This window comes from Urechidicola sp. KH5 (assembly GCF_054661455.1).
This window is the reverse complement of the sequence record NZ_BAAFSW010000002.1, coordinates 369,242-391,975: the sequence shown is the minus strand read 5'-3', so window position 1 is coordinate 391,975 and position 22,734 is coordinate 369,242. Positions and strand designations below refer to the sequence as shown.

Here is a 22,734-nt window from a genome sequence, read left to right as displayed (position 1 = left end):
TCTTGATTTTCATATTTTTTATTTCTTGTAAAACTAATTCTGAATCGAAAGAAAAGGAAATAATCCAATCAGACTTCTTGAAAAGTAAAGTATTTAAACAAGCAAAAGACCAGTTTGGAAAACTAAATGATTTTATATTTCAAATTGACACTTTGAATAAAATTATTGTTGAAAAAAAGATTTTTTACAAACTCAATTTGACTTCATATGACTCAATCTATGTTGGAAAAAGTAATGACACAATTTTTTCATTTGACCAATCACTTAGATTCAAAGAAATTTTTGTGATTTTAAACAAAGAGAACGATGAAAATTTGGGTAGATTAGGAACTGATTTTAATGTTAGATTAGAGAGTTTTAATGATTCTATATTCAATTTCTCGTTTGGAAAAATAAAAAACAGAGAATATGATGACCACATAATAATGGATTATGAATACCCTGAATTGACAATCTCAAATATGAGTATAACCAAAAAAGGAAAAATAGTAGATTTAAAAATTGAACAAGAGAAAAAATAAAACTACGCACAACAATGGCTATAATTCATTGTGACATTAGAACAAAAAAATATACATTTAACTAACCAATCGGCTGATTTCTTTAGCGGAAAAGTCTCCGACATTTTCCACAACGAAATCATAGCCTAAAACGTTGTGCACAATTTGCGAAATGAAACAATAATCTAGAATTGTTAAGTGTTACTTAACTACAATAATGAAATTAAATATTTTAGGTAAACAAAGTGCTGTGGGAAATAAACAATCCAATTTCTTCACTTATGCTATTCGAGAAATTATCTTAGTTGTAATAGGGATATTAATAGCCGTTTCAATAAACAACTGGAACGAAAATAGAAAGAAAAATAACGAACTTAACCAAATACTAGTTCAAGTAAAAGAAGATCTCAAAACTGACCTAGTCAAAATTGATAAAGTTTTCGAGTTTTATGAAAATAAAAAACCTGTATTCAAAAAAGTTCTAAAATCCGAATACACCATTGAAGACTATACAGAGAATCCAAATATAGCTTTTCTTATTTTTGGTTACCCAGAACTAGCTATAAATCAAAGAGGTGTTTCGTTATTGGAGGACTTTAAAGGAGATGTGGAAATAGAGAAAGAAACCCTAGTACAAGAATTAATTATGTTTTATAAGCAACAGATATTGGAAATTAATGTTGATGATGAACTGCGTTCCAAGGATTATAAAGAGAATTTCACATACTGGAAAAACAATACTGATTGGTGGTTAGATTATGTGCAACTAAAAGTAAATAAGGAGTTTATTGAATATGCTTTAAAAAGCAGAGACTATAAAACTAGAGTAGCTACTGCTGAATTTTTTGCCTATAAAGTTTATTTACCCGAATTATCGAAATTCAAACAGAAAGGACTCGAACTAATTGAAAAAATTGAAAAAATTAATGAATAAAAACTATGCACAACAATGTATAACCGCAATTACGGCGGATTCGACTACGTTCGAATCCACTCGGAATTGCGAGCGTCTGTGCTTAATCGAAAAACAGTAATTTAAAACCCGTAACTGACGGTTATACGAGACCGTTAGGCAACATATAAAATGACACGAAAAAAAATAGAAGTTCCTACAAGATTAACTTTTCAAAACTCAATTGATTTTGTTAGGGATTTGCGTGCATTAAAACCACATAAGGAAATTGAATTTGACTTTTCAAGTTTGAATACAATTGACCCTTTTTCCTTACTGCTTGTGTCAAGTGAAATTCAGAGGTGCAGAAGTCGATTTGAAGAATCAAAATTTATAGCAACGCATTTTGACCATTGCACTTACCCAGCGCATATGGGGTTTTTTCAAGCCTTTGGTATGAATTTCGGCAAAAGACCAGGAGAAGCTAAAGGCAGTTCAACTTACATACCAATAAATATTTATAACACTAGAGAAATAAAGCAAGATGCAAGAGAATTGATGATAAACCCAGCTGAATTGTTGGAATCAAGAGCTAAAGAAATTTCAAATGTCCTAACAAGAAGTGAAAAAGGTGACTTAAATGAGGTGTTAACTTATTGTTTGAGAGAAATATTCAGAAATGTGATTGAACACAGCCACGCGGAGCAGTTTGGATTTTGTGCGCAATATCGACCATCATTAAATCGAGTTTCATTTTCTATAATTGATAGAGGAATTGGACTAAAAGAGTCCTTAAGTGATAACCCAACGTTAGAGCTTAATAATGACGAGGATGCTATAAGGGCTGCTTTAAGACCAGCAACTTCAGGAAAAGTCTATAAGGGACAAAAAAGGAAACCTAAAGGAGAATGGGCTAATTCCGGTTACGGTCTTTTTATGACAAGTAATATTTGCAAAAGAGGTGGTGGATTTTTTATGGCAAGTGGGGAATTAGGTTACTACACTTCCGAAAATAAGGAACGACTTTTAGAAACACCTTTTAAAGGTACTGCTTTGAATTTAGCACTTGACACCAATAGAATTAAAGACTTACAAACCATGCTACGAGAAATTGACAATGCAAACTTGAAATATAAAAGTAAACCATCTAAATCCTCAATGGGATTAATGAATAGTAAATAAAAAACGTTGCCTAACAAAGGTGTATAGCCAATAGGGCATTTAGAGATAAATTGAAAGTCCTGTTCTTTTAGCAGGCAACGCCAAAACAAAGTTTTGACGTTTAACAAAAAAGAAAATTAAAAGTAAAAACGTTTGTTTTGGCTTAGTGGTAATCCAAAAGTGAAGTGCTTCGAATCTGCCCTACTGTCCATACACAGAACGTTGTACGCAAGCTGAAAATCATGATCGAATAAAATTATAAACACCTTTTCCTTCCGCCACCAATAAATTGTCTTGAAATGCTTTCATTTTGGTCACCATTATTCGATTTCCCATTCTGACCAATTTTCCTTCAAAAACTAAATCATTTCCATCTGCAAATCTCAAATAATCAACTCTTAAGTCTATTGTTGACAGTTTATCTTCTGACGAATTGAAATTGGCAATCCCTATAGCGCCACCAACGGAATCTAAAATTGTAGCAATAATTCCACCGTGCCAATGATTAGTACGAATATCACCGACTAAATCTTTTCTAAATGGCACTCGTACTTTGATGAAATCCTTTTCAACAATTTCAACTTTTAATCCAAAATGTTTATGAATTGGGATTTCTTCTTCTGCCAATTTTATCAATCTTTCTTTTGTCTTTATATCCATATGAAAGATTTATAGCATTTCACCTCTTGCAGGATAACCTGATTGAACGATGTAATCTACAGCTTTCACAAAAGATGGTAAGTATGGCCTTCCCCAAGGATTACTGTTTATAGCCGAATAATAGACTTGATTATTATTGTCAATTAAAAACAATCCTGGTTCACTAAACTCACTTGGTTCACCATCTTTTACACCTGCACTTAAATACAAAGCCCAATCTCTGGCTGATTTTTCAGATAAACCATAGCCCAAAGTAAGATTAGACAATTCCCACTTTTGACGAGAAAGTCTTGCTCTCTTTTCAGAATCCATACTTACTGCTACTACATTAACACCTCTTTGCTCAAATTCTGGTAGCAATTCTTGTAATTGTTGTAAATACTTTTTGCATAGTGGACAATGTAACCCACGATAAAAAACAACCAAGGTAAAATTGTCTGGATTTTGGTCTGCTAAATGCCATTGATTTCCATCTAATAATGGAAATTGTAAATCTGGTGCTATATGTTTTGGTGTTGGTCTATTCATAGTAAATACTTTAAAAGTTTGCTTTTAAATGATTTTCAAAACGATTAAAATCATTCTCTATTTCTGGATTCTTCATTACATCATATGCCATAAATGTTGGTAAAGGTTCAAAACCAAACCATTTAAAATTAAGATGCATTGGCTTTAAAAGCTCATCTTCGCTTATTCCATTAAAAAATGTTTCCTCTGGATTATTAAAAGCTTCTTTTGGTGCATTAGCTGTTACTGACATCATATACTTTCCGTTTAACTTTCCACCTAATCCGTAATTCTTCTTCGGTGCTTCTTTACTTCTTCCATCACCATCAGACATTTCGCCCATCATACCCATCGAAAAAACTTCATCAATGTATTTTTTAAACGACCAACTAACACCCATCCAGTTCAATGGTGTTTGAAAAAAGACCACATCCGCCCATTTGAATTTTTCGATTTCTTCATTGACATCATAATTGTTTTCCATTGTAGTCTTCTTGATATTGTAACCATTACTCTTAAAGTAGCTTTCCGCTTTTTCAGTTAAAGTTGCGTTTAATTTTCCTTCAGAAAATGGATATTTCTGATGACCGTTGATTATAAAAATATTTTTCATTTTAAATTTTTAATTACATTTGTATCGCAAAGAAACTATTTTTAGTATCAAAAAGAAACTATTTAGTTTTCATTTGAACAAATAGTGGTAACCAAAAAGTAACTAATGGCAAGAAAATATATAGACAACCCGAATGCTTGTTCACTTGTACATACAATGAACATAATTGGCAATAAATGGAAACCGATTATTTTATACTTATTATCAAATGGTTCTATACGGTTTGGAATGCTCAATACACTTATACCAACAATTTCAAAAAAGGTATTGACTAATCAACTGAAAGAATTAGAAAACGATGGATTACTTTTAAGACAATCTTTTGCTGAAATTCCACCAAGAGTTGAATATTCATTGACTGAAAAAGCAGTTGGACTTTTGCCCGTTTTAAGAATGTTAAGTGATTGGGCAAATGAAGCTTATCCTGAAATGGAATTTGAACAATGCAGAATAATAGAAAATGGAAAAGCCAGCGTACAACAACGTGTATAATTCATGCCAGCAGTCATACACAAAAATTTCTTACTTTTAATTCTAATAAATTTTTCATGTAACCAATCTGTCCCAATAGCTGGCACAAACCATACACGAACACGTTGGCAACCATTGTAATGAAACTACTACAAATCATTATATTAATTTTTCTAAGCTTTCAAGCTTTTGGACAAAAGGTAACATATAACTACATTGTTGATACAGCAGATATTGAAACTAAAAAGGTAATGATGCTCTTTGAAAACTACTTGGATTCAAGGCCGCAAAATAAAGGAAAAAATGAATTTTGGAATATTAAAGAGCAACAGAAACATAAGAACTACGACTTCTTGGAAAGCGAGTTTCAACCTTCACTTTATATGGGGTTTCCAGTTCACGTTTTGAGTATAAAATTTAGAAATAATATCTGCCAAATTAAAGCTCAATTCTCTTATTGTAAAGAAGATGGAAGTCCATACGTTTTAGCAATAGTAAACTATTTTGCGAAAAAGGAAAACGGAACATTTAAACTGTTCAATGCTCTAACTGTAAATAAAAAAACCTGGAATTGTACAACTGTTGGTGTTGTCGACTTTTACTATCCGCCTTCCCATAAGTTCAACTATAAGAAAGCTCAAAAACTTAATAATTTCATAAATGAAACTTGTGAGAATTTTGGGGTGCAACCAAAACCATTTGAATATTATCTCGCTGACGACTATGATGAAATCCAAAAACTAAAAGGGTTTGATTATTACATAGGAATGGGCGGACAGTCAAAACCAAGCGGCAAAGCAACTGACGACAAAGTTTATTGCGGTGGTTTGGGAGAATATTATCCACACGAAGTTTTCCACGTTCAAATTGATGAACACTATCCAAACAAGCATTTTTGGGTTTCAGAAGGAGTAGCAACACTATTGGGAGGATCTCGTGGAAAAAGCTTGGATTGGCATATAAAACGAGTAAATATCTATTTAAAGAGGCATTCTGAAATAGATCTAAACGATATGCTCAAGTTAACAAACTTGGATAGCGAAACTTCTTATCATTATGTTTTGGGCGGACTAATAGCAAGGAAAATATTAGAAAAAGGTAGTTGGAGTTTACTCTCGGAGTTTATGTCAAGTGGTAAAACTGATGAGGACTACTACAATGCGATTAAAAAATACCTAGGAATAAATAAATCTGAATTGAACGACTATATTAGAGAACAATTACAGATTGAATCTAAAAAATAACGGTTGCCAACACGGTGTATAAGTAATAGCGGTTTAGGTGATAAAGCGAAAGTCAAAATATAAAACATAGGTCAGTGCAAAACCGAAAGGTGCGTGAGTATAAATACACTACTACTCATACACTAGACCGTTACCTACAATTTGAAAAATGGACATTCTTAAACCGACTTGGAAAGTATCAGAAAAAGAGATTTTGACTAATTTCTCTTTCCTGCAATCTGAATTCGGATTTCCAAAATTCAAGAAAAAGTGGATTAAAGATGAATATTATATAACAACTCAAAAAGCTGATATTGAATTCTCAACTCTGATTTTTAAATTTGACTCAAGCGCACCAATTATCGGAATTACAAATCATTCGGAACCGATTGAATTTAATCACCAAATCTATCCAACGAATTTTTATTGGATTCATAATCTCGACAAAACTGGCGGATTGAAAATGATGACGGAAAGTGGACGCGACTTTGTTGAAATTTATATATCTGAATGTGCTGAATTATTGAGAACTAACCCTAAAATATTGAACGGAATAACAAGTGATTTTAAAAAAAATAAAAAACTGTAGGTAACAATGGCTATAATTCATTGCGGTTGAATTCCTAATCGGAATTCAACGCTTATTTGCTATCTTTCGGCAATGGCGGAAAGAATCCTGCGGATTTTTCCGCAACGAAATCATAGCCGAGACCGTTGTGCACAAGTTGAGAAAATGAGGTATACATTAATAATTTTGACTCTTCTTTTGACTTTTTCCTGTAAAGTCAAAGCTCAAGAAACGGACTTAAAAATTGTCTGTAACGAATCGACTAAAAAAGACCCTGAATATTCAGATGACATTATTATAACAACTTGTGAATTTAAAAATCACTTATTCAAATCAACTGGAATTGCTGATTATAAAGGTCGATATTCTTATAAGTATGAGCTGTTTCAGATTGACAAAAAGGATACTATAAAAGTAAAAAACTCTGACTTTTTTAATAAAAAGGCAATCGGATTGGAAAAATTAATAAACCAAAAACTCAAAACTGAATACGAATCGAATTCCAAAATTCCTGAAATCAGCGACTGTATGAAATGGATTGACTTTAGATATTATAAACTAAACGAATTTGGAATTTCATTTACCGACAAAAATCAAGTGGAGTTTAACGTTGATTACGGAATTGGAAGTGCGTGCTTTAATGTAAGTTCAAGTTCAATCGTTTTGGAACTTTCTGAAATAGAAAAATATTTAAAATAAAAACCAGTGCACAACAACGGCTATAGTTCATTACTTCTGACTTTCTTCTCGGAAAGTCCTCGCAAATTTGCTATCTTCGGTTTACGGCGGAAAATCCTCACGGATTTTCACGCAACGAAACCATAGCCCAAACCGTTACCCAACATTTGACGAAACATTGAACATTTCACTTCAAAATATAGATTGGACTAAAAAAAGCGGAATTCTGATAATCGGAATTTGTTTAAGTTCAATGTCATTGAAATATATGGTTCAGCCTTATCGTGGAACTTGGATTTATCAATATGGAAATATGATTTCATTGTTAGTCTTTTACGGTGGAATTTTTTGGTCACTGATAAATACTATCCTTTTGATTTCAAAACATAAATCTGACTTGAAAAATAATCTGATTTGGATTTTTTTAAGTGCAATTCCGTTTTTATATATCGGAATAATGATGACAATTTTAATGACAAGAACAATTGAATAAATGAAAAATCTATCTTACAAACAGGTTTCAATGCTTCTTTATGGAATTGCATTGATTACACCTATGTTTTTTGGCACTTGGACAATTGGTGTTTTTGGACTGATTATGGGCTGGTTAGGAATTTTTGCTCTTGAACCATTTGTTGCGATACCTTGGTTGGCTAATTTCCTATATTTTGGAAATCTGATTTTTAAAAAGTTGAACCTGAAAACAAAAGTCGTAATATCAATTTTGACTATAATTTTTGCATTATTTGTAATCGGACTTCGAGAATTACCCGAAAATGAAGGTGGGCGGAATTCTGGTATCGTAGTAGGAATTGGATTTGTTATTTGGATTTCGAGTTTTATAGTGTTGCTTATCGGACAATTAAAAGAAAAAAATAAAAACGTTGGGTAACAACGTGTATAATTAATTGCTACGGAATTTCCTTCGCGGAAATTCACTCGAATTAATTACTTTAGTGCCACAGCGGAAAAATCTTGCTGATTTTCCCGCAACTAATCATACACAAGAACGTTGTGAGACATTTTTAACCGTCTTATTTCTATTTATGAAAATAGTAAAACTAAATACAATTCTATTTTATATTCTTTTATTCCCACTTGTTCTTACTGCACAAGATGAATTAAATTCAAAAAAACCAATTCCAATTGATAAGGTTGGCGTTCATAATAGCAACTTAAGGATTGATGGTTTCTATTATCAGAGAAAATCGAAAATTAAATCTAAAAATGATACGATAAGATATATTTCACCAATTATATTTTTTAAAAATGGAGCAGTTTTCCCTTTTGACTATATTGGTAATTCGAGTATGACCTTAAGATTTAAGAAAGGTAAAAAGAAATGTAAACTTAAACCTAAACAGAACTTCGATACGATTATAAATTTTTTTAAATGTTATAGTGAAATTATTAATTCAAGAGATAAATATCCCATATACTCAGTAGATGGTAATGTCATAAGAATTCAATCCTTTCGAAATGGCTTAATATATGAGAGACAAGGAATGGTTATAAATGACAGCACATTTGTTATGTATAAATCAATCAACTACCTCAATAACACTGTAAAGAATGATAAATCAATTTACAAGTTCCAACTTTCAAAAAAACCAGATTCGACAATTATTAAACCTAATTACCATGTTAAACAGTATTTTAAGGATTAATTAATTATCAGTTTTGGACAGATAAACGTCTCACAACAACACCTATAATGCATTGCTACTTCCCCAATAAGTTGGAGATTATTTCCTACATTTAATCTCAAATAGAAAAATGAACGTTTGTGTTAGGCAGCGCGCTTCGCTACTGGTTAGAAAAACACAAGCAGACCGGAGTGGCGCTTAGCCACGCTGCTACTCGCAACGCATCATAGCCAAACCGTTGCCACCAATTAGAGAAATGACCACTAAAGAAATTTACGAAAAAGCGAATAATGTTCTAGGAATTGAAGGAATGACTGGAAATGAACGTCTTTGGGAAAGTGGTTTAATGGATGAATTTGACAAAGCCAAAAAATCGGACAAATACAAAGCTCGAACAATACTTCAAGCATTAAAATTTGACGAACTTTCCATAGGCAGAATAGTTGGATTCTCAATGGACTCTCTTAAATATCCAAATGCTTGGGATTTTCCGAATGAAAACTCAAACGGACAAGAAGATGAAAATAAAGCTACGTTGGAATATTCCAATCTTAACGAAGTTGGAATGGGTGCACCATTGAGTGGAAAATGCAAAATCAAGCTTTATGACAATAAAGAAATTCTGATTCCCGAAAATTGTGGTGGACCAGCAATTTGGACTCGAAATGGACAAAAAGTTGCAATACCGATTTGGGACAGGTCATTTTTTAGCGGAACATTCCAAAAAATCGGAATTGTGGACTTGAAAAACCAAACGCTGACTAAATACAAAAAGAAGTTTCGAGTTTTGGATTTAAGGTCATTTAGTGGAAACAATATTGTTGGATTTGACAGCCCAATACACAGAATAAAAAAACTTGAATTTGATTATATTAACGAACCGATTGAAAAAGTAATCGGAATAAAATAACTGGTGGCAACAATGTATAACAGCAATTACGGCGGATTCGACTACGTCCGAATCCACTCGGAATTGCGAGCGTCAGTTATTAATCGAAAAATAGTAATTTAAAACCCGTAACTGACGGTTATACGAGACCGTTGCCAGTAATACGAAGAACGCAAATCAAAACTAATATTTAACGAATGGATTTTTCAAAAGACTATAAAGATCTCGGGGAAATAATCGTAAGAAAATTACGCGATGAAAACTTTAAATACTATGAAAAAAATAGAGACTTTGGAAAATCTATGAGTGAAAAAGAATACTCTGAACTACCTAGAAACCCGAATTTAGCACCTGAATTTCAAAAATTAAAAGACGAACGATTTGAATTTTTTAACGGATTGAATGAAAGACAAATAGAAATTCTAAACCGACTTGTCCTGAATATTTTGGATTCGACTGCATTTAATTTCTTGAGAGAAATTGAAGAAAACTTAAATAACAATAAGAGTTTAGGATTAACAATAAACGGACAAGAAGTAGAGAACATAACGACTGAATTGTTATCTGGAACTTTGTTTGGAGAATACTTTTTATGGACTGAAAAGAATAGCAAATTTGGAGAGTTTCAGCAATAAGAATAAAGTACTACTGGCAACAATGTATAACCGCAATTACGGCGGATTCGACTTCGTCCGAATCCACTCGGAATTGCTAAGGTCAGCTCCTAAACCAAATATAAATACTAAATTAGCCCGTAACTGACGGTTATACGAAGCCGTTGTGTACAATTAAAAAATGGCATTCGAGAAAATAACATACAGCGGAACAGAGTGTAACAATTACCTCTATTTTTCATTTAATTCGGATTATTTCGATACAAATGTGGTTACAGCCCAATTAGGGATTGAGCCGACTGCACTGATGATAAAAAAGGATCCTGTTCCTAAATCAACTTCTTGGAAATTTCGAATTGACGTAGGACAAGAGATTGATTTAGAAACTCCTCTCGAAAAACTCGTGACTCTCTTTGCAAATAAAATAGAACAAATAAACCGTTTAAAAAAAGAACTTGGATTGACCACCAGACTGCAATTTGTCATTGACATAGACATCAATCCAGAAGCTTCAACTCCATATTTTGGACTTAATAAAAGGACAATTGACTTCTTGGCTAAAACTGAAACTGAAGTGGATTTTGACGTTTACAAAGCTGATACAATTGGAGTGTTTAGTGATGAATAAAAAATAAAAACTGTACACAACAATGGCTAAAAATCATAGACCTAACCAACCAGACCGTTTCTACGCTTTTTAGCCGGAACGTTGCCATTAATTAGAGCCAATGACTAGAAATATTCCGAAAGAGGTAAGGGATACTTTAAGAAAAGAAGTGAATTTTGGATGCCCAATTGAAAATTGTGGAAGCCCATATTTGAGCTATCACCATTTTGATCCACCTTGGCATATTGAAAATCATCATAGACCGGAAGGAATGATTGCATTATGTCTTGAACATCATAAGCAAGCTGATTATGGAGCATATACAGATAGCCAATTAATGGAGCTAAAAAAGAATCCTTTCTTATCTTCATCTGATTCGGTAAATGGGCAAATAAGTTGGAAGCGAGAAAATTTAGTTTTCTTAATCGGTGGAAATGTATTCATTGGAGCCCAAAATATTTATCTAAATAAGCAAGAACAATTATTATGGCTGACAACTGATGAAAAAGATAATTCTCTCCTGAATTTGGATATTAAATCTGAAAAAGGAGAATTGATTTTTTCAATGCGTGAAAATGATTGGTTGGTTATGTCCAACTTTGATAATATAGAAAGTATTCCGAGTGGAAAAAGACTTTCCGTTGAAAATAAAAAGGAGGATTTGAAAATAGATATTGAATTCAATAATTACACAAAAGAAGAATTTCAAAAAAAATACGAAAAAGATATACCTTCACAATGGATAGAACTTATCGCTAATAAAATTGTTGGTGAGCCTATAACTGTTTGCGTTATTAATGGACATTTGACTTATCCCTTTGAAATCAAAATGGATTCTAATGGAACAATAATTAATGGAGAAGGAAGTGAAATAACTGTAATGGGAAGCCTTACTTTAAAAAATGTAAAAGAGTATAAAATGCAAAGAGGAATAGTAGTTGGAAGTGGTGTTCTGATTAAATAACTAATGGCAACACCGTGTATAATTAATTGCGGCTGAATTTCCACACCGGAAATTCAATCTTATTAATTACCTTAGTGCTACGGCGGAAAAATCTTACTGATTTTCCCGCAACTAATCATACACAAGAACGTTGTAAGTAATTTAAACAGAAATATGAAGAGAATAATTTTATTGTTTTTTATTGGAATCTTATGCATGAGTTGTGAAAAAGAGAGAGAAATTACCAAAAAAGAGAAAGAGAAAATATTAGCAGAATTAAGTCAAATTGATTTTATTGACCAAAAATATGCTGGAATTCCACCTGCTGATTTAAGAGAAAAGTATGGGAATCAGAAGGCTTGGGAAATTTTTAAACAAAAAAGAGATAGTGTTGGTATCGATAATCAAAATAGAATAAGACGACTTTATAAAGATTACGGTTATTTAGGTGAGAAAAAAATTGGAGAAGAAGCCTCTACGAGCTTTTGGTTACCCATCCAACATGCAGATAATGACATACCTTTTCAACAAGAAATGCTGAAAGCCATGAAAAAGGAGATTGAAAAAGGCAGTACGGACAAATATCATTACGCAATGTTAGAAGACAGAATTAATGTCAACCTTAAAAAACCACAACGTTTTGGCAGTCAGTTGACATATAATAACAAAGGACAGGCAATACCAAAAATTGGAATTATTGACTCTACTATTGTGGATAGTTTAAGAAAAGCTTACGAATTACCAAATCTTAAGGAGTATTACAATGGAATGACCGAAATGCACTTCGAAATGAACAAAAAAATGTTCCTCGAAAAAGGAATTACAGAACCCCAATTGTATAAATAAACTACTTACAACAATGGCTATAATTCATTGTGGTTTTGTGCCACGCCAAAATAAAAGTATAAACCAAACGGCTGGATTTCAGCGGAATAATCCTGCGGATGATTCCACAACGAAATCATAGCCGAGACCGTTAGCTGTAATATCCCAAAAACACGTATAAATGAAAGTGCATTGGAATAAAGATTCAATTTTAAATACTCTTGATTCAGAAACTAAGCCTTCTCTAATTTTTAAAGAAATTTGTAATTCAATTGGAAAACACTATTCTGAAAAAGGCTGGAAATACTCAAAAAGCAGACCGAAAATAAGGCGTGAAAATAACGACTTAATTGTAGAAATTAATTTTTGGAGTTCTCACAGTAATATGTCAGGTTCTTATATTCAATTGGAAATACTTCCATATGTAAGTTCTAAAAGACTAAAAAAATGGATTAAAGAAAATAAAATTGGACGGAATCAATTCATTTATGCGCCCAAAAAATATTCTTTTAGAAATAACAACGTTTATGGAATTACAGAAAATAAATTTTCGGAACTTTTGGATGAAATAGATGATTTCATTAAAAATGAGTTGGACATTAACGACAATGAGGAATTTATTAATAGGATTTTAAAAAATGAGGATGGGTGTATTAAAGATAATTTGGCTTGTTATTTAGCTATGAAAAATGACAAAAGAATGTTTGATCTTATTGAAAATGATAAAGGTTTGAAAATAGACAAACAAATTATTGATAAACTAAAAAAATACTACAGCTAACACAGGCTATAATTCATTGTGGCAATTGAACTAAAAAACATAAATTTAACCAACCAATCGGCTGATTTCATTAGCGAAAAGTCTCCAACATTTTCCACAACGAAATCATAGCCTAAAACGTTACCCATAATTATAAAGAAGCATTGAAAAAGAAATCATTAATAGTATTTGATATTGACGGAACACTAACTGATAGTGTACTGCAGCATCAAAAAGCATTCACAGAGACATTGCTAGAAATTGGAGTGAATAAAATCAATGCTGACTTCAAATCTTTCAAACATCATACAGATAGTTTCATAGCGAAAGAAATTTATGAAAAAAGTCAAAACAAAACCTTTACAGAAGATAAAGCCCTTAAATTTAAAAATGGTTTAACCAAAAGAATAAATCTTATCAATTTTAAAGAGATTAAAGGAGCAAAAGAACTAGTAGAGAAACTTCAAAAAGAATCAGAATTTGGTGTTTGTTATGCAACTGGATCATTACGAAAAGCTGCAAAACATAAGCTAAGCTCAATAGGCCTAAAATTTGAAGAATGGCAATTAGTGGCATCAGATCAAATCTATAGTCGAGAAAACATTGTAGAAGCAGCCATTAAAAGCTCTTGTCAAAACTATAACGTTAAGCAGTTTGAAAGAATAATTTCAGTCGGTGATGGTCTATGGGATTTATTGACAGCTAATAATCTAAAATTGGAATTTATAGGTGTAGGAGAAAAAAATAGAGAGTTATTATTAAAAGAAGGAGCAAAAAGAGTGGTTCAAGATTTGACTGGATTTAAAATTGAAGAAAAACATATGGGTAACACTGTATATAGCAAATAGGGCGTTTGGTGGTATACAAAAGTTCATTGTTATGTAGAACGTCGCCAAATCGTTGATTTGGCTTTTAGGAATGAATAAATTAAAAACAAAATACAACGTTTTGGCTCAGTGCAAACCCGAAAGTTTATCGCTTTCTACTGCCCTACTTGCCATATACTAAACGTTACCCAACATTTAGAAAAACACTAAAAACTGAATAAAAAATTGCTACAGAATTTTAAGAAATTATCTTACATAAAAAAATCAATGATTCTATATGGAATCTCACTTATTACTCCAATTTTCTTTGGAAGTTGGTTAGTTGGTTTTTTTGGGCTCATAATAGGTGTGATTGGAATATTTGAACTTGAACTCTTTTTAGGACTTCCCTGGATTGCGAATTTCCTTTATTTTGGAAATCTGATTTTTAGAAAAGGAAATCTAAAACTGAAAATCGGAATATCAATTCTAACAATTATATTCGGATTATTTACAATCGGAATTAGAGAAGTGCCGGTTCACGAAGGCGGACTAAATAATGATGTAATTGTCGGAATTGGCTTTTTAATTTGGCTTTCAAGTTTTATTGTACTGTTAATCGGACAAATAAAAGAAATTAATAAAAAAAACGTTGGGTAACAACGTCTATAATTAATTGCTTCGGAATTTCCTCAGCGGAAATTCACTCGAATTAATTACTTTAGTGCCACGGCGGAAAAATCTTGCTGATTTTCCCGCAACTAATCATACACAAGAACGTTAGGTGCAATTAAAACCAATCAATGAAAACAAGAACTATAATTGGAATTCTGTTATTATTTACTCAATTTGGATTCTCTCAAATCTCTTCTAAATCGGAAAACAAAAAAACGGAAATGGAAAAAACACAATTTCTTGGATTAAGAACTACAATCTACAAAGTCGGAGACATAACAAATGCAAAAAAATGGTATTCTAAAGCTTTTGGTATCGAACCTTACTTTGACCAACTTTTTTATGTCGGATTTAATATTGGTGGATTTGAACTCGGACTTCAGCCTGAAGAGGAACCAATTGAAAATAAAACTGAAAATGTTGTTACATATTGGGGAGTGAATGACATTAACGAAACTTACAAAAAACTAATTGAATTAGGAGCAATCGAAAATGAAAAACCGTATAATGTCGGTGGAGAAATAATGACTGCGACAGTAAAAGACCCTTTTGGAAATATTATCGGAATAATATATAACCCTAAATTTAAACTGAAATAATATAATAACAGCACCTAACATTGTATAAAAATAATAGCAGTTTAGTCGCTAAAATGAAAGTGAAATGTATAAATTAAACAACAGTAAAAAACCGAAAAGTAAGTGCATAAAATCCGCTACTATTCTTATACGTTACCGTTGTGCTTCATTATGAGAAACCGCTAACCAATGATAAAATTCTTTAGAAAAATCAGGCAAAAACTTCTCTCTGAAAATAAATTCAGTAAATATCTATTATACGCAATTGGTGAAATTATTCTTGTTGTAATTGGAATTTTAATTGCTCTTCAAATTAATAATTTGAATGAGCAAAAAAAGCGGGATAAGGAGATTCTAGCAATAAATGAACGTCTCATACTGGACATAGATAATGACATACGAGAGCTATATGTGCAACAATCTTATTGGGACAATCTGATACCTGTTTTTAATAAAGTAAAAAGTGATTCAATTACTCTCAAATTATTTGACGAAGGCTATACACGGCTTATAACTACAAGAGTATCTACCAGCCTAAACAAAACTGGTGTTCAGCAATTAAAAGCTCTAAATCTTAACGATGACCTTTCTTTGAGGATTGTAAAACTCTATGAAGAAATGGAAAATTCTACCATAATTCCGACTGAGAAGGATATAAATAACAGAGCTAACAAAATGTTAGACTATTATAAAGATAACTACAGTTGGTTTTCCGAATGGATATCTCAAACAATTACGAGTGACAATAGCAGTAAGGAGCTACAAGATTTTTTTTTAAGTAGTTTACGTTATAAGAATGAAGTAGCGCTGAATCATTTAACCATTAATATCTATTTAAGTTTTATAGAACATTACATAGTCCAACTGGAAGAAATAAGAACAATATTAAAACAAAAGACAGATAGCGATTTTATTTCTATAAGTAGCGACAATTTAAAACAATATGTTGGTTCTTATGAAACCTATAAAATTGAAGGGGATTCTCTAGGTTTTAAAAGTGAAAATAGATTTCAGATAGATTCGTTCGAAAACTTTTTACGCATCAGTGATTCCGGTGGCTACAGTGATGGGCTTTATTTGAAGTCAAATAATACGTTCTTCACTGAATCTGATGGTGTTAAGGTTAATTTGAAATTTGACAAGAATCCATCAAGCGAAATTAGTGATGCCATTCTAATCATTAAGACTAGTGATAAAAAAGGTGTCTTTAATTTAAAATTGGTCAATAAAAATTAAAACGAAAGCACAACAATGTATATAAGCCATTAAAACGGCTCATATACGTTACCGTTGAAACACATTCAACTAGTGTTGAACTTTTGTTGCTACGTGCTTTGCACTACCACCCCAAAAGAAATGTGTTTCAACAAACTGCTAAACCAAATTACACAATCGCCTATCTATAAAACATCAACGCTAGTTGGGCATCGAGCCAAAACGATGTCTCAACTATACCTAAACGTAATTTGGATCTGTATTTTGCGTTCTCAATAATCAGAATTTGACAAATAACGATAATCATATTATCGATTTGATGAACTATTATCGAAGTGAAATAGGAAGTCCACTACTCCGATAATAGTTGTTCAAATTCTTTATATTTACTCTTAAAACACAGAGCTACGTATAGCAGGTTGTTGGTAGCAATTATGACTAAAAATACCCAATATTAGGTGTTTCGAAAATTTGATGAAAAACTTAAATTTATATTATGAATAGAATAGTTTTAAATTTATTTCTCACCTTTACATTTGCAAGTTCTTTTGCACAGAATACACAAAATTTCACTAGACAATTCCAAACCTCAAGCGGGATTTATGGCTATGTAGAGGTTTTGACAAGCCCAACAGGATTTGGTACACTTGCCATACAACAAAGTAAAACCGTTGTCGAAGGGATTAATAATTTTTCTGGTAATTCACTTAGCGAATATGGTGTAAGTTTTCCATTTAACTGTTCTAATTGTTTTTTCTACGCAGATGGAACAGTAAGCATGCAGATTCGTGATGTAATAGGGCGTTCAAGTGGTACATTTAGTAAAGGCGGAACGATTAATCTAAATAGCGGTATCAACAGATTTATTGATTGGGCGCCTAGTGTAAAAGAACAACATAATGAAGCCTTAAGTAAATATAGAGAGGGGAATTACTGGGAACGTAACGGAAGGGTAGAGACACTAAATATTTATAGTGTAAAAGGTGGAGATTTTGGAACAGTTAGTAATGCTTTAAGGCAATACAATGCTGACCAAAACCAGCAATCAGTCTCAAATAGTCAAACTCAAAATTCATCACAGACAATTGGCAATATATCATCAGTAAGTAGAAACTCATCCAATAATTCAACTTCAACAGTATCGAATAATAATGGTGTTATGTATGACAGTAATGGTTTACCAACGACACCAGAAATTGAGGCGCAAAAAGCGAGAAGCCAAGCCAAATATGAGCAACAAATGGAACGTATACAATATGCTACTCAAGCCTTGACTGCTCTTGGCAATATGTTAGAGCAGAACCGTCAAAATAGGCTTGCTTTTGAACGAGAACAGGCACGGAAAAAGCAAATGGAAGAGGAACGAAAAAATCAATTTGATTTTCAAGCAGAGAAGTATCGTGGGCAATTTAAAGCAGTTATTAGCGCAAGACAGGCATTTTTAGAGCAACCTAAATTGAAATCTGTACTAAATCAAGATGGGACTGGATTTAAACCACTATATATATACTTTGCATATATTCCGAAAGACTACGACTATTACTATGAAAATGTCAGGTATCCTAATACAATGAAATTTAAAATAAATGAAGAAGTCAATGTTCAGTTTTCTCAAGTATTTGCTTTTTTCCCTTATTCTAATGGTCAATATCCCTTTATAGAGGAAATCAAGAACAAAATACTTGCAGAGTATTTTGGAAGAAAAGCTAATGATTATTACACTGTATTCTTCAATTGGGAAAAAAGTGTTGAGGCCGTAACAAATAGCTTAAGATCAAATTTGGATAAAGCGGTTTCTACACATTACTTTAGTCAGGCAATACCACCTAAATCGAATCAAATCACTTTTTTAAATGATAAAATAAACAGCGAACAAAGCAAGGATTATTGGACAGGTGAAAAGGTAAAAACAAAATCTGGTGAAAAGACAGACTATTGGTCAACCGACAAAAAGAAAAAGAACAAAAAGAAAAAAACAGACTATTGGAATAATAATAACTAAAAACTTATGAAAAAATTAATCTTTTACCTATTGGTATTATTTATTAATTCATCTCTATATGCTCAAAACGTCACGATGGCAAAAGCCTTTTATGAAAAGGCACAATTGGAATATGAAAATAAAAACTATGATGAAGCCATAAAATTATTAATTAAAACAAAGGAAAATTTAAATGGTGATACCAATCCAGATATTATTTTTTTAGAGGCTAAGGCTAGGTTTTTGAATGATATAAATATTAATAACTCCAAAGCACTGTTTGAGCAATTTCTAAACGAAGCTGATGATTCAGATTCTAGAATAAAAGAAGTTTCAAGAATACTAGTTGATATTGAAACTTCAAATAATTATTATACTAATGGTAATAGAAAAACCCTTGAATTAGAAGATGGTAAAATTTTCAAAATCAAATATTTTAATGAGAATGGTACAAAAAGATTATCTGAATGGTATAATGGTTCTGAAATACAACTTAGAATGTATTATGATTATGTAAACGGAGCGCACGAAATAATAGCCCAATTAGATTTGAGAGGTGAAATTCCCGTATGTTACACGAAAAATGGACTAGTTGAAAAGGTTTACTATTATGCCAAAAAACCTAATAGATTTAATAAGGTAAATCATACTTTTTTAAGTGCAGAGGAACACGTTCAATTTAATAAAACTGTTGAGTTATATTTCCCAGATGAACAAGCCACGGTTATTTTATTTAAATATAATGGTAAAACAATCCAAGAAATAAGATATGAAAAGGTAGAAGCTTCATCTTATGTCAAAAACATGAAGGATTATTATGCCCTAAATATCAAGGTTTTTAAAAGTTTTACAAACTCTGAAATAAACGAAGTTATATGTAAAGCGTATGAATCATCGGAATATAATAATATTAAGATTAATGACTATGTTACCTATCATGATAATGGTATGATAAAAACTATGATTGATCAAATTGGTAATGATTATACCAAGTTTATTATGAATGAAAATGGATTACCAACCAGAAAAGAGGTTTACAAAAAAGGAAACCTTAAAGAGGTTAGTAAATTTAATCAAAGTACTTCGTCTTGGGAACGCTTAAATAAAAATGATTGGTAAAATAACGGCTACCAACATTGTATAAAAATAATAGCGGTTTAATCACTAAAACGAAGCAAAGTTAATATAAAAAAGGTCTGTGTTTTACCAAAAAGTAAGTGCATAAAAATCCGCTACTATTCTTATACTAGACCGTTGTAAACAATTCCTCCTATTTCCAAAAAATTAATTACTTCTTGGAAACGTTTTACGGAGAAAATTGAATAAATTCGTTACAGTGGACAAAGTGTGAAAACCCCTATGTTTACTAAACTTTTAAAAAACGTTACTCAGAATATAAAAAAATTAAAAAAACACAAGATGAAATCATTTAAAACAATACTATTTACCTGTTTAATGCTTATTGCGCTCTCAGTAAACGCTCAAACAGCCGAGGAAATTATTGCAAATTATTTCGAGAATACTGGAGGCAAAGCCAAATGGGAGAGCCTTAAAGGACTTAAAATGATTGGAAGCGTTAATGCACAAGGCATGAAAATCCCAGTAGAAATGTTAACACTAAAAGACGGGAGAACAATGCTTAAAATTAAATTCCAAGGTCAAGAAATTAAACAAGGTGTTTATGATGGTAATATTTTATGGAACACCAATGTTATGACACAGCAAGCTGTAGTTTCTGATAAAGAAAGTACCGATAACTACAAGAAAAATGAAGCAAAAGAATTCCCAGATCCTTTTCTTAACTACAAAAAAAATGGCTACAAAGTTGAGTTGCTGGGAAAAGAGACAAAAGAAGGCGCTGAATGCTTTAAGATTAAGTTAACCAAAAATCCAATTATGGTTGATGGCAAAGAGGAAGAAAATGCTACTATTTACTTTTTTGACACTGAAAACTTTGTGCCTATTGCGCTAGACTCTGAGGCTAAACAAGGTCCGATGAAAGGACAAGTGTTTACTTCGACAATGAGTGATTATGAAGAGTTTGGAGGACTTTATTTCCCTACCTCAATGAGTCAAGTTGGACAACCAATCACCATTGAAGCTATTGAATTAAATCCATCGGTTGATGATTCAGAATTTACGATGCCTGTTAAAGCAGAAACTCCTACAGAGGATAACAATTAATTCAAACTATAAAGAATAAATACTGTTTATAACAAGGAACATAACCCATTAGCCAAAAACAACAGGCCATATTCCTAAACGTAATTTGGATCTGTATTTTACGTTCTCAATAATCAGAATTTGACAAATAACGATAATTAAATTATCTATTTGATGAACTATTATCGAAGTGAAATAGGAAGTCTATTACTCCGATAATGGTTGCTCAAATTCTTTATATTTACTCGTAAAATATAGAACTGCGTTTAGCAGTTTGTTACCAGCAATTCCTCTTATTTCGAAAAAAAAGAAAAAAATAAGACTAAAAATCAGAAACGTCAACATCTGATTTTCAAAACTATACAAAGACGTTAGTCAGAACTTGAAAAATAAAAAATGAATAATAAAACAATATATTTAATAGGTGTAATAGGTATAATTTTATTTGTAAGTAGCTGTCTTATTGGAGGTATATTAATTGACAATTACAGTGTTACTAGCCAATATATTAGTGAAACTTATGCTGTAGACACAAAATATGGATTATGGTTAAGAGTTTTAGGTTATATACCAAGTGGAGTCTTATTTACTCTTTTTTGTTTTCTTGGGATCAAGTATTTTCCCTCATCTAAATTAATCAAAACGGGGTTATTGAGTGTTGGACTATTCTATGGGGTTGGAACTATTGTAGTTTCGATTTTTCCATGTGATACCGGCTGTAATCCTGAATATATAAATCCAAGTATTTCGCAAATAATACATAATATATCAGCTTTGGTAATATATGCTTTTGTTCCTGTAAGCATCATAATAACAGGTATCGGGTTGAGTAAATTCACAAACTATAAAGTTCTTTCATTTATATCTGTTATTTTGGGAACTCTAAGTGCTGGTTTTGTTTTTTTATTAATTTCTAATCTTAAATCAGATTTTTTGGGTCTTTATCAACGAATTATTGAATTATTAATTTTGACATGGATACTTGTATGTGCCTTGAAAATAAAAAAAGCTGGTAACAATGGCTATAATTCATTGTTACACTTGAACATTAAACAAAAATAAAAACATACATTTAGGCTGATTTCTAAGCGGAAAAGTCTCCGACATTTCCCGCAACTAATCATACACAAACCGTTGGTAAAAATTAACGCAAAATTTATAAAAAAATGAGATTCAAATTATCCTTACTACTATTCGTCATTACCATTTCAAATATATATTCTCAAGAAAAGGAACTAGAATTTCTACAAAAGAACATTAGCAAATTCGATTTCATCAATGAGCTTTCCTATGCAGCAGGGTACTCTTTGGTATATAGCTATACACATTCTATAGAAAATGGTAGATTAACACAAGTTAGTACCTATGTAAAAACGAATCAGGACCTGACTCAGTCTGCTCACCTTGATGATTTGATACAAGTTGAAAAAGTTGTTGATGATGGAAACCATGAATACATAAAGCTCATCTTTAAAAAAGATGCAGTCAGCTGGGATAATGGAGGCGTTCAAGAAAAAAGAGAGGAGATCTTTATTAACCTATGCAAAAAAAGTTATCAACCTGGGAATATGGATAGTATGAAATGTACAGAAACACTTTACCAACTATCTGACGAATTTCCTAAGAAAATAATCAAAGCCTTCGAACAATATGCCTATTCAACCAAACAAAAACATAAAAATAATTAGCCTAATAGTATTCGCGTTATTTTTATAAAACATGTGGAACTGTATTTAGTTCGGATTAGACTTCCCCTAGA

General features: G+C 31.8%; 27 protein-coding genes. 24 read left to right on the top strand and 3 right to left on the bottom strand.

Annotation, left to right across the window (positions count from 1 at the left end):
• The first annotated feature begins 77 nt into the window (after window positions 1–77).
• The 3 genes from ACYQ5R_RS06335 (at window position 78) to ACYQ5R_RS06325 (ending at window position 2,574) form a co-directional block, all read left to right on the top strand.
• A complete protein-coding gene (locus ACYQ5R_RS06335; RefSeq protein ID WP_460190079.1) occupies window positions 78–521 on the top strand; it encodes a hypothetical protein in 444 nt (147 codons plus the stop codon).
• 196 nt (window positions 522–717) lie between these two features.
• Window positions 718–1,434, top strand: coding sequence for a DUF6090 family protein (locus ACYQ5R_RS06330; RefSeq protein WP_460190078.1), 717 nt, complete (start codon window positions 718–720; stop codon window positions 1,432–1,434).
• Between the two features lie 150 nt (window positions 1,435–1,584).
• The gene (locus ACYQ5R_RS06325) at window positions 1,585–2,574 is read left to right on the top strand and encodes an ATP-binding protein (protein WP_460190077.1); all 990 of its coding nucleotides are present in this window, start codon (window positions 1,585–1,587) and stop codon (window positions 2,572–2,574) included.
• Between the two features lie 219 nt (window positions 2,575–2,793).
• Here the strand turns inward: ACYQ5R_RS06325 and ACYQ5R_RS06320 are convergent, their stop codons facing one another.
• The 3 genes from ACYQ5R_RS06320 to ACYQ5R_RS06310 are packed head-to-tail and all read right to left on the bottom strand — an operon-like array spanning window position 2,794 to window position 4,333.
• On the bottom strand, window positions 2,794–3,213 hold the full coding sequence (locus ACYQ5R_RS06320; protein WP_460190076.1) for a hotdog fold thioesterase: 420 nt from the start codon (window positions 3,211–3,213) through the stop codon (window positions 2,794–2,796).
• Between the two features lie 9 nt (window positions 3,214–3,222).
• On the bottom strand, window positions 3,223–3,741 hold the full coding sequence (locus ACYQ5R_RS06315; protein WP_460190075.1) for a peroxiredoxin-like family protein: 519 nt from the start codon (window positions 3,739–3,741) through the stop codon (window positions 3,223–3,225).
• A 10-nt stretch (window positions 3,742–3,751) separates the two neighbouring features.
• Window positions 3,752–4,333 (bottom strand): NAD(P)H-dependent oxidoreductase, encoded by a 582-nt coding sequence (locus ACYQ5R_RS06310; protein ID WP_460190074.1) that lies wholly within the window; start codon window positions 4,331–4,333, stop codon window positions 3,752–3,754.
• Between the two features lie 105 nt (window positions 4,334–4,438).
• Between ACYQ5R_RS06310 and ACYQ5R_RS06305 the strand changes: the two genes are divergently transcribed.
• The 21 genes from ACYQ5R_RS06305 (at window position 4,439) to ACYQ5R_RS06205 (ending at window position 22,663) form a co-directional block, all read left to right on the top strand.
• Window positions 4,439–4,825: a winged helix-turn-helix transcriptional regulator gene (locus ACYQ5R_RS06305; protein ID WP_296358143.1), complete on the top strand. Its 387-nt coding sequence runs from the start codon at window positions 4,439–4,441 to the stop codon at window positions 4,823–4,825.
• 104 nt (window positions 4,826–4,929) lie between these two features.
• The gene (locus ACYQ5R_RS06300; protein ID WP_460190073.1) at window positions 4,930–6,048 is read left to right on the top strand and encodes a hypothetical protein; all 1,119 of its coding nucleotides are present in this window, start codon (window positions 4,930–4,932) and stop codon (window positions 6,046–6,048) included.
• Window positions 6,049–6,196: 148 nt separating this feature from the next.
• On the top strand, window positions 6,197–6,616 hold the full coding sequence (locus tag ACYQ5R_RS06295) for a hypothetical protein (RefSeq protein WP_460190072.1): 420 nt from the start codon (window positions 6,197–6,199) through the stop codon (window positions 6,614–6,616).
• A gap of 72 nt (window positions 6,617–6,688) precedes the next feature.
• Entirely contained in the window at window positions 6,689–7,294 is a 606-nt protein-coding gene (locus tag ACYQ5R_RS06290; protein ID WP_460190071.1) for a hypothetical protein, read from the top strand.
• Between the two features lie 472 nt (window positions 7,295–7,766).
• Entirely contained in the window at window positions 7,767–8,165 is a 399-nt protein-coding gene (locus ACYQ5R_RS06285) for a hypothetical protein (RefSeq protein ID WP_460190070.1), read from the top strand.
• Between the two features lie 64 nt (window positions 8,166–8,229).
• Window positions 8,230–8,940 (top strand): hypothetical protein, encoded by a 711-nt coding sequence (locus ACYQ5R_RS06280; protein ID WP_460190069.1) that lies wholly within the window; start codon window positions 8,230–8,232, stop codon window positions 8,938–8,940.
• A gap of 235 nt (window positions 8,941–9,175) precedes the next feature.
• The gene (locus ACYQ5R_RS06275) at window positions 9,176–9,829 is read left to right on the top strand and encodes a hypothetical protein (protein ID WP_460190068.1); all 654 of its coding nucleotides are present in this window, start codon (window positions 9,176–9,178) and stop codon (window positions 9,827–9,829) included.
• 176 nt (window positions 9,830–10,005) lie between these two features.
• A complete protein-coding gene (locus ACYQ5R_RS06270; RefSeq protein ID WP_460190067.1) occupies window positions 10,006–10,443 on the top strand; it encodes a hypothetical protein in 438 nt (145 codons plus the stop codon).
• 160 nt (window positions 10,444–10,603) lie between these two features.
• A complete protein-coding gene (locus ACYQ5R_RS06265; protein WP_460190066.1) occupies window positions 10,604–11,050 on the top strand; it encodes a DUF4279 domain-containing protein in 447 nt (148 codons plus the stop codon).
• A gap of 100 nt (window positions 11,051–11,150) precedes the next feature.
• Window positions 11,151–11,993, top strand: a complete 843-nt coding sequence (locus ACYQ5R_RS06260) for a hypothetical protein (protein WP_460190065.1) — start codon at window positions 11,151–11,153, stop codon at window positions 11,991–11,993.
• Between the two features lie 153 nt (window positions 11,994–12,146).
• On the top strand, window positions 12,147–12,818 hold the full coding sequence (locus ACYQ5R_RS06255; protein ID WP_460190064.1) for a DUF6624 domain-containing protein: 672 nt from the start codon (window positions 12,147–12,149) through the stop codon (window positions 12,816–12,818).
• Window positions 12,819–12,978: 160 nt separating this feature from the next.
• Window positions 12,979–13,578 (top strand): hypothetical protein, encoded by a 600-nt coding sequence (locus ACYQ5R_RS06250; protein ID WP_460190063.1) that lies wholly within the window; start codon window positions 12,979–12,981, stop codon window positions 13,576–13,578.
• Between the two features lie 143 nt (window positions 13,579–13,721).
• A complete protein-coding gene (locus tag ACYQ5R_RS06245; protein WP_460190062.1) occupies window positions 13,722–14,405 on the top strand; it encodes an HAD family hydrolase in 684 nt (227 codons plus the stop codon).
• Window positions 14,406–14,651: 246 nt separating this feature from the next.
• Complete coding sequence (locus ACYQ5R_RS06240; RefSeq protein ID WP_460190061.1) at window positions 14,652–15,023, top strand: hypothetical protein; 372 nt, start codon at window positions 14,652–14,654, stop codon at window positions 15,021–15,023.
• Between the two features lie 143 nt (window positions 15,024–15,166).
• Window positions 15,167–15,637: a VOC family protein gene (locus ACYQ5R_RS06235; RefSeq protein ID WP_460190060.1), complete on the top strand. Its 471-nt coding sequence runs from the start codon at window positions 15,167–15,169 to the stop codon at window positions 15,635–15,637.
• 168 nt (window positions 15,638–15,805) lie between these two features.
• Window positions 15,806–16,852 carry a DUF6090 family protein gene (locus ACYQ5R_RS06230; protein ID WP_460190059.1) on the top strand — a complete coding sequence of 349 codons (1,047 nt, stop codon included), beginning with the start codon at window positions 15,806–15,808 and terminating at the stop codon, window positions 16,850–16,852.
• 475 nt (window positions 16,853–17,327) lie between these two features.
• Window positions 17,328–18,833 carry a hypothetical protein gene (locus ACYQ5R_RS06225; protein ID WP_460190058.1) on the top strand — a complete coding sequence of 502 codons (1,506 nt, stop codon included), beginning with the start codon at window positions 17,328–17,330 and terminating at the stop codon, window positions 18,831–18,833.
• A 6-nt stretch (window positions 18,834–18,839) separates the two neighbouring features.
• The gene (locus ACYQ5R_RS06220) at window positions 18,840–19,931 is read left to right on the top strand and encodes a hypothetical protein (protein WP_460190057.1); all 1,092 of its coding nucleotides are present in this window, start codon (window positions 18,840–18,842) and stop codon (window positions 19,929–19,931) included.
• A 300-nt stretch (window positions 19,932–20,231) separates the two neighbouring features.
• Window positions 20,232–20,996 carry an outer membrane lipoprotein-sorting protein gene (locus ACYQ5R_RS06215; RefSeq protein ID WP_460190056.1) on the top strand — a complete coding sequence of 255 codons (765 nt, stop codon included), beginning with the start codon at window positions 20,232–20,234 and terminating at the stop codon, window positions 20,994–20,996.
• A gap of 375 nt (window positions 20,997–21,371) precedes the next feature.
• Window positions 21,372–22,037, top strand: a complete 666-nt coding sequence (locus ACYQ5R_RS06210; RefSeq protein WP_460190055.1) for a DUF998 domain-containing protein — start codon at window positions 21,372–21,374, stop codon at window positions 22,035–22,037.
• 104 nt (window positions 22,038–22,141) lie between these two features.
• Window positions 22,142–22,663 (top strand): hypothetical protein, encoded by a 522-nt coding sequence (locus ACYQ5R_RS06205; RefSeq protein ID WP_460190054.1) that lies wholly within the window; start codon window positions 22,142–22,144, stop codon window positions 22,661–22,663.
• The last annotated feature ends 71 nt before the right edge of the window (window positions 22,664–22,734 follow it).

Excerpts from the sequence above, each read along its gene's own strand:
- ACYQ5R_RS06315 (WP_460190075.1), bottom strand. The coding sequence starts at position 3,741 with ATGAATAGACCAACACCAAAACATATAGCACCAGATTTACAATTTCCA.
- ACYQ5R_RS06295 (WP_460190072.1), top strand. The coding sequence starts at position 6,197 with ATGGACATTCTTAAACCGACTTGGAAAGTATCAGAAAAAGAGATTTTG.
- ACYQ5R_RS06325 (WP_460190077.1), top strand. The coding sequence starts at position 1,585 with ATGACACGAAAAAAAATAGAAGTTCCTACAAGATTAACTTTTCAAAAC.
- ACYQ5R_RS06240 (WP_460190061.1), top strand. The coding sequence starts at position 14,652 with ATGATTCTATATGGAATCTCACTTATTACTCCAATTTTCTTTGGAAGT.
- ACYQ5R_RS06215 (WP_460190056.1), top strand. The coding sequence starts at position 20,232 with ATGAAATCATTTAAAACAATACTATTTACCTGTTTAATGCTTATTGCG.
- ACYQ5R_RS06250 (WP_460190063.1), top strand. The coding sequence starts at position 12,979 with ATGAAAGTGCATTGGAATAAAGATTCAATTTTAAATACTCTTGATTCA.
- ACYQ5R_RS06290 (WP_460190071.1), top strand. The coding sequence starts at position 6,689 with ATGGCGGAAAGAATCCTGCGGATTTTTCCGCAACGAAATCATAGCCGA.
- ACYQ5R_RS06285 (WP_460190070.1), top strand. The coding sequence starts at position 7,767 with ATGAAAAATCTATCTTACAAACAGGTTTCAATGCTTCTTTATGGAATT.
- ACYQ5R_RS06265 (WP_460190066.1), top strand. The coding sequence starts at position 10,604 with ATGGCATTCGAGAAAATAACATACAGCGGAACAGAGTGTAACAATTAC.
- ACYQ5R_RS06270 (WP_460190067.1), top strand. The coding sequence starts at position 10,006 with ATGGATTTTTCAAAAGACTATAAAGATCTCGGGGAAATAATCGTAAGA.
- ACYQ5R_RS06310 (WP_460190074.1), bottom strand. The coding sequence starts at position 4,333 with ATGAAAAATATTTTTATAATCAACGGTCATCAGAAATATCCATTTTCT.
- ACYQ5R_RS06225 (WP_460190058.1), top strand. The coding sequence starts at position 17,328 with ATGAATAGAATAGTTTTAAATTTATTTCTCACCTTTACATTTGCAAGT.
- ACYQ5R_RS06205 (WP_460190054.1), top strand. The coding sequence starts at position 22,142 with ATGAGATTCAAATTATCCTTACTACTATTCGTCATTACCATTTCAAAT.
- ACYQ5R_RS06210 (WP_460190055.1), top strand. The coding sequence starts at position 21,372 with ATGAATAATAAAACAATATATTTAATAGGTGTAATAGGTATAATTTTA.
- ACYQ5R_RS06305 (WP_296358143.1), top strand. The coding sequence starts at position 4,439 with ATGGCAAGAAAATATATAGACAACCCGAATGCTTGTTCACTTGTACAT.
- ACYQ5R_RS06330 (WP_460190078.1), top strand. The coding sequence starts at position 718 with ATGAAATTAAATATTTTAGGTAAACAAAGTGCTGTGGGAAATAAACAA.
- ACYQ5R_RS06230 (WP_460190059.1), top strand. The coding sequence starts at position 15,806 with ATGATAAAATTCTTTAGAAAAATCAGGCAAAAACTTCTCTCTGAAAAT.
- ACYQ5R_RS06320 (WP_460190076.1), bottom strand. The coding sequence starts at position 3,213 with ATGGATATAAAGACAAAAGAAAGATTGATAAAATTGGCAGAAGAAGAA.
- ACYQ5R_RS06255 (WP_460190064.1), top strand. The coding sequence starts at position 12,147 with ATGAAGAGAATAATTTTATTGTTTTTTATTGGAATCTTATGCATGAGT.
- ACYQ5R_RS06275 (WP_460190068.1), top strand. The coding sequence starts at position 9,176 with ATGACCACTAAAGAAATTTACGAAAAAGCGAATAATGTTCTAGGAATT.
- ACYQ5R_RS06235 (WP_460190060.1), top strand. The coding sequence starts at position 15,167 with ATGAAAACAAGAACTATAATTGGAATTCTGTTATTATTTACTCAATTT.
- ACYQ5R_RS06260 (WP_460190065.1), top strand. The coding sequence starts at position 11,151 with ATGACTAGAAATATTCCGAAAGAGGTAAGGGATACTTTAAGAAAAGAA.
- ACYQ5R_RS06220 (WP_460190057.1), top strand. The coding sequence starts at position 18,840 with ATGAAAAAATTAATCTTTTACCTATTGGTATTATTTATTAATTCATCT.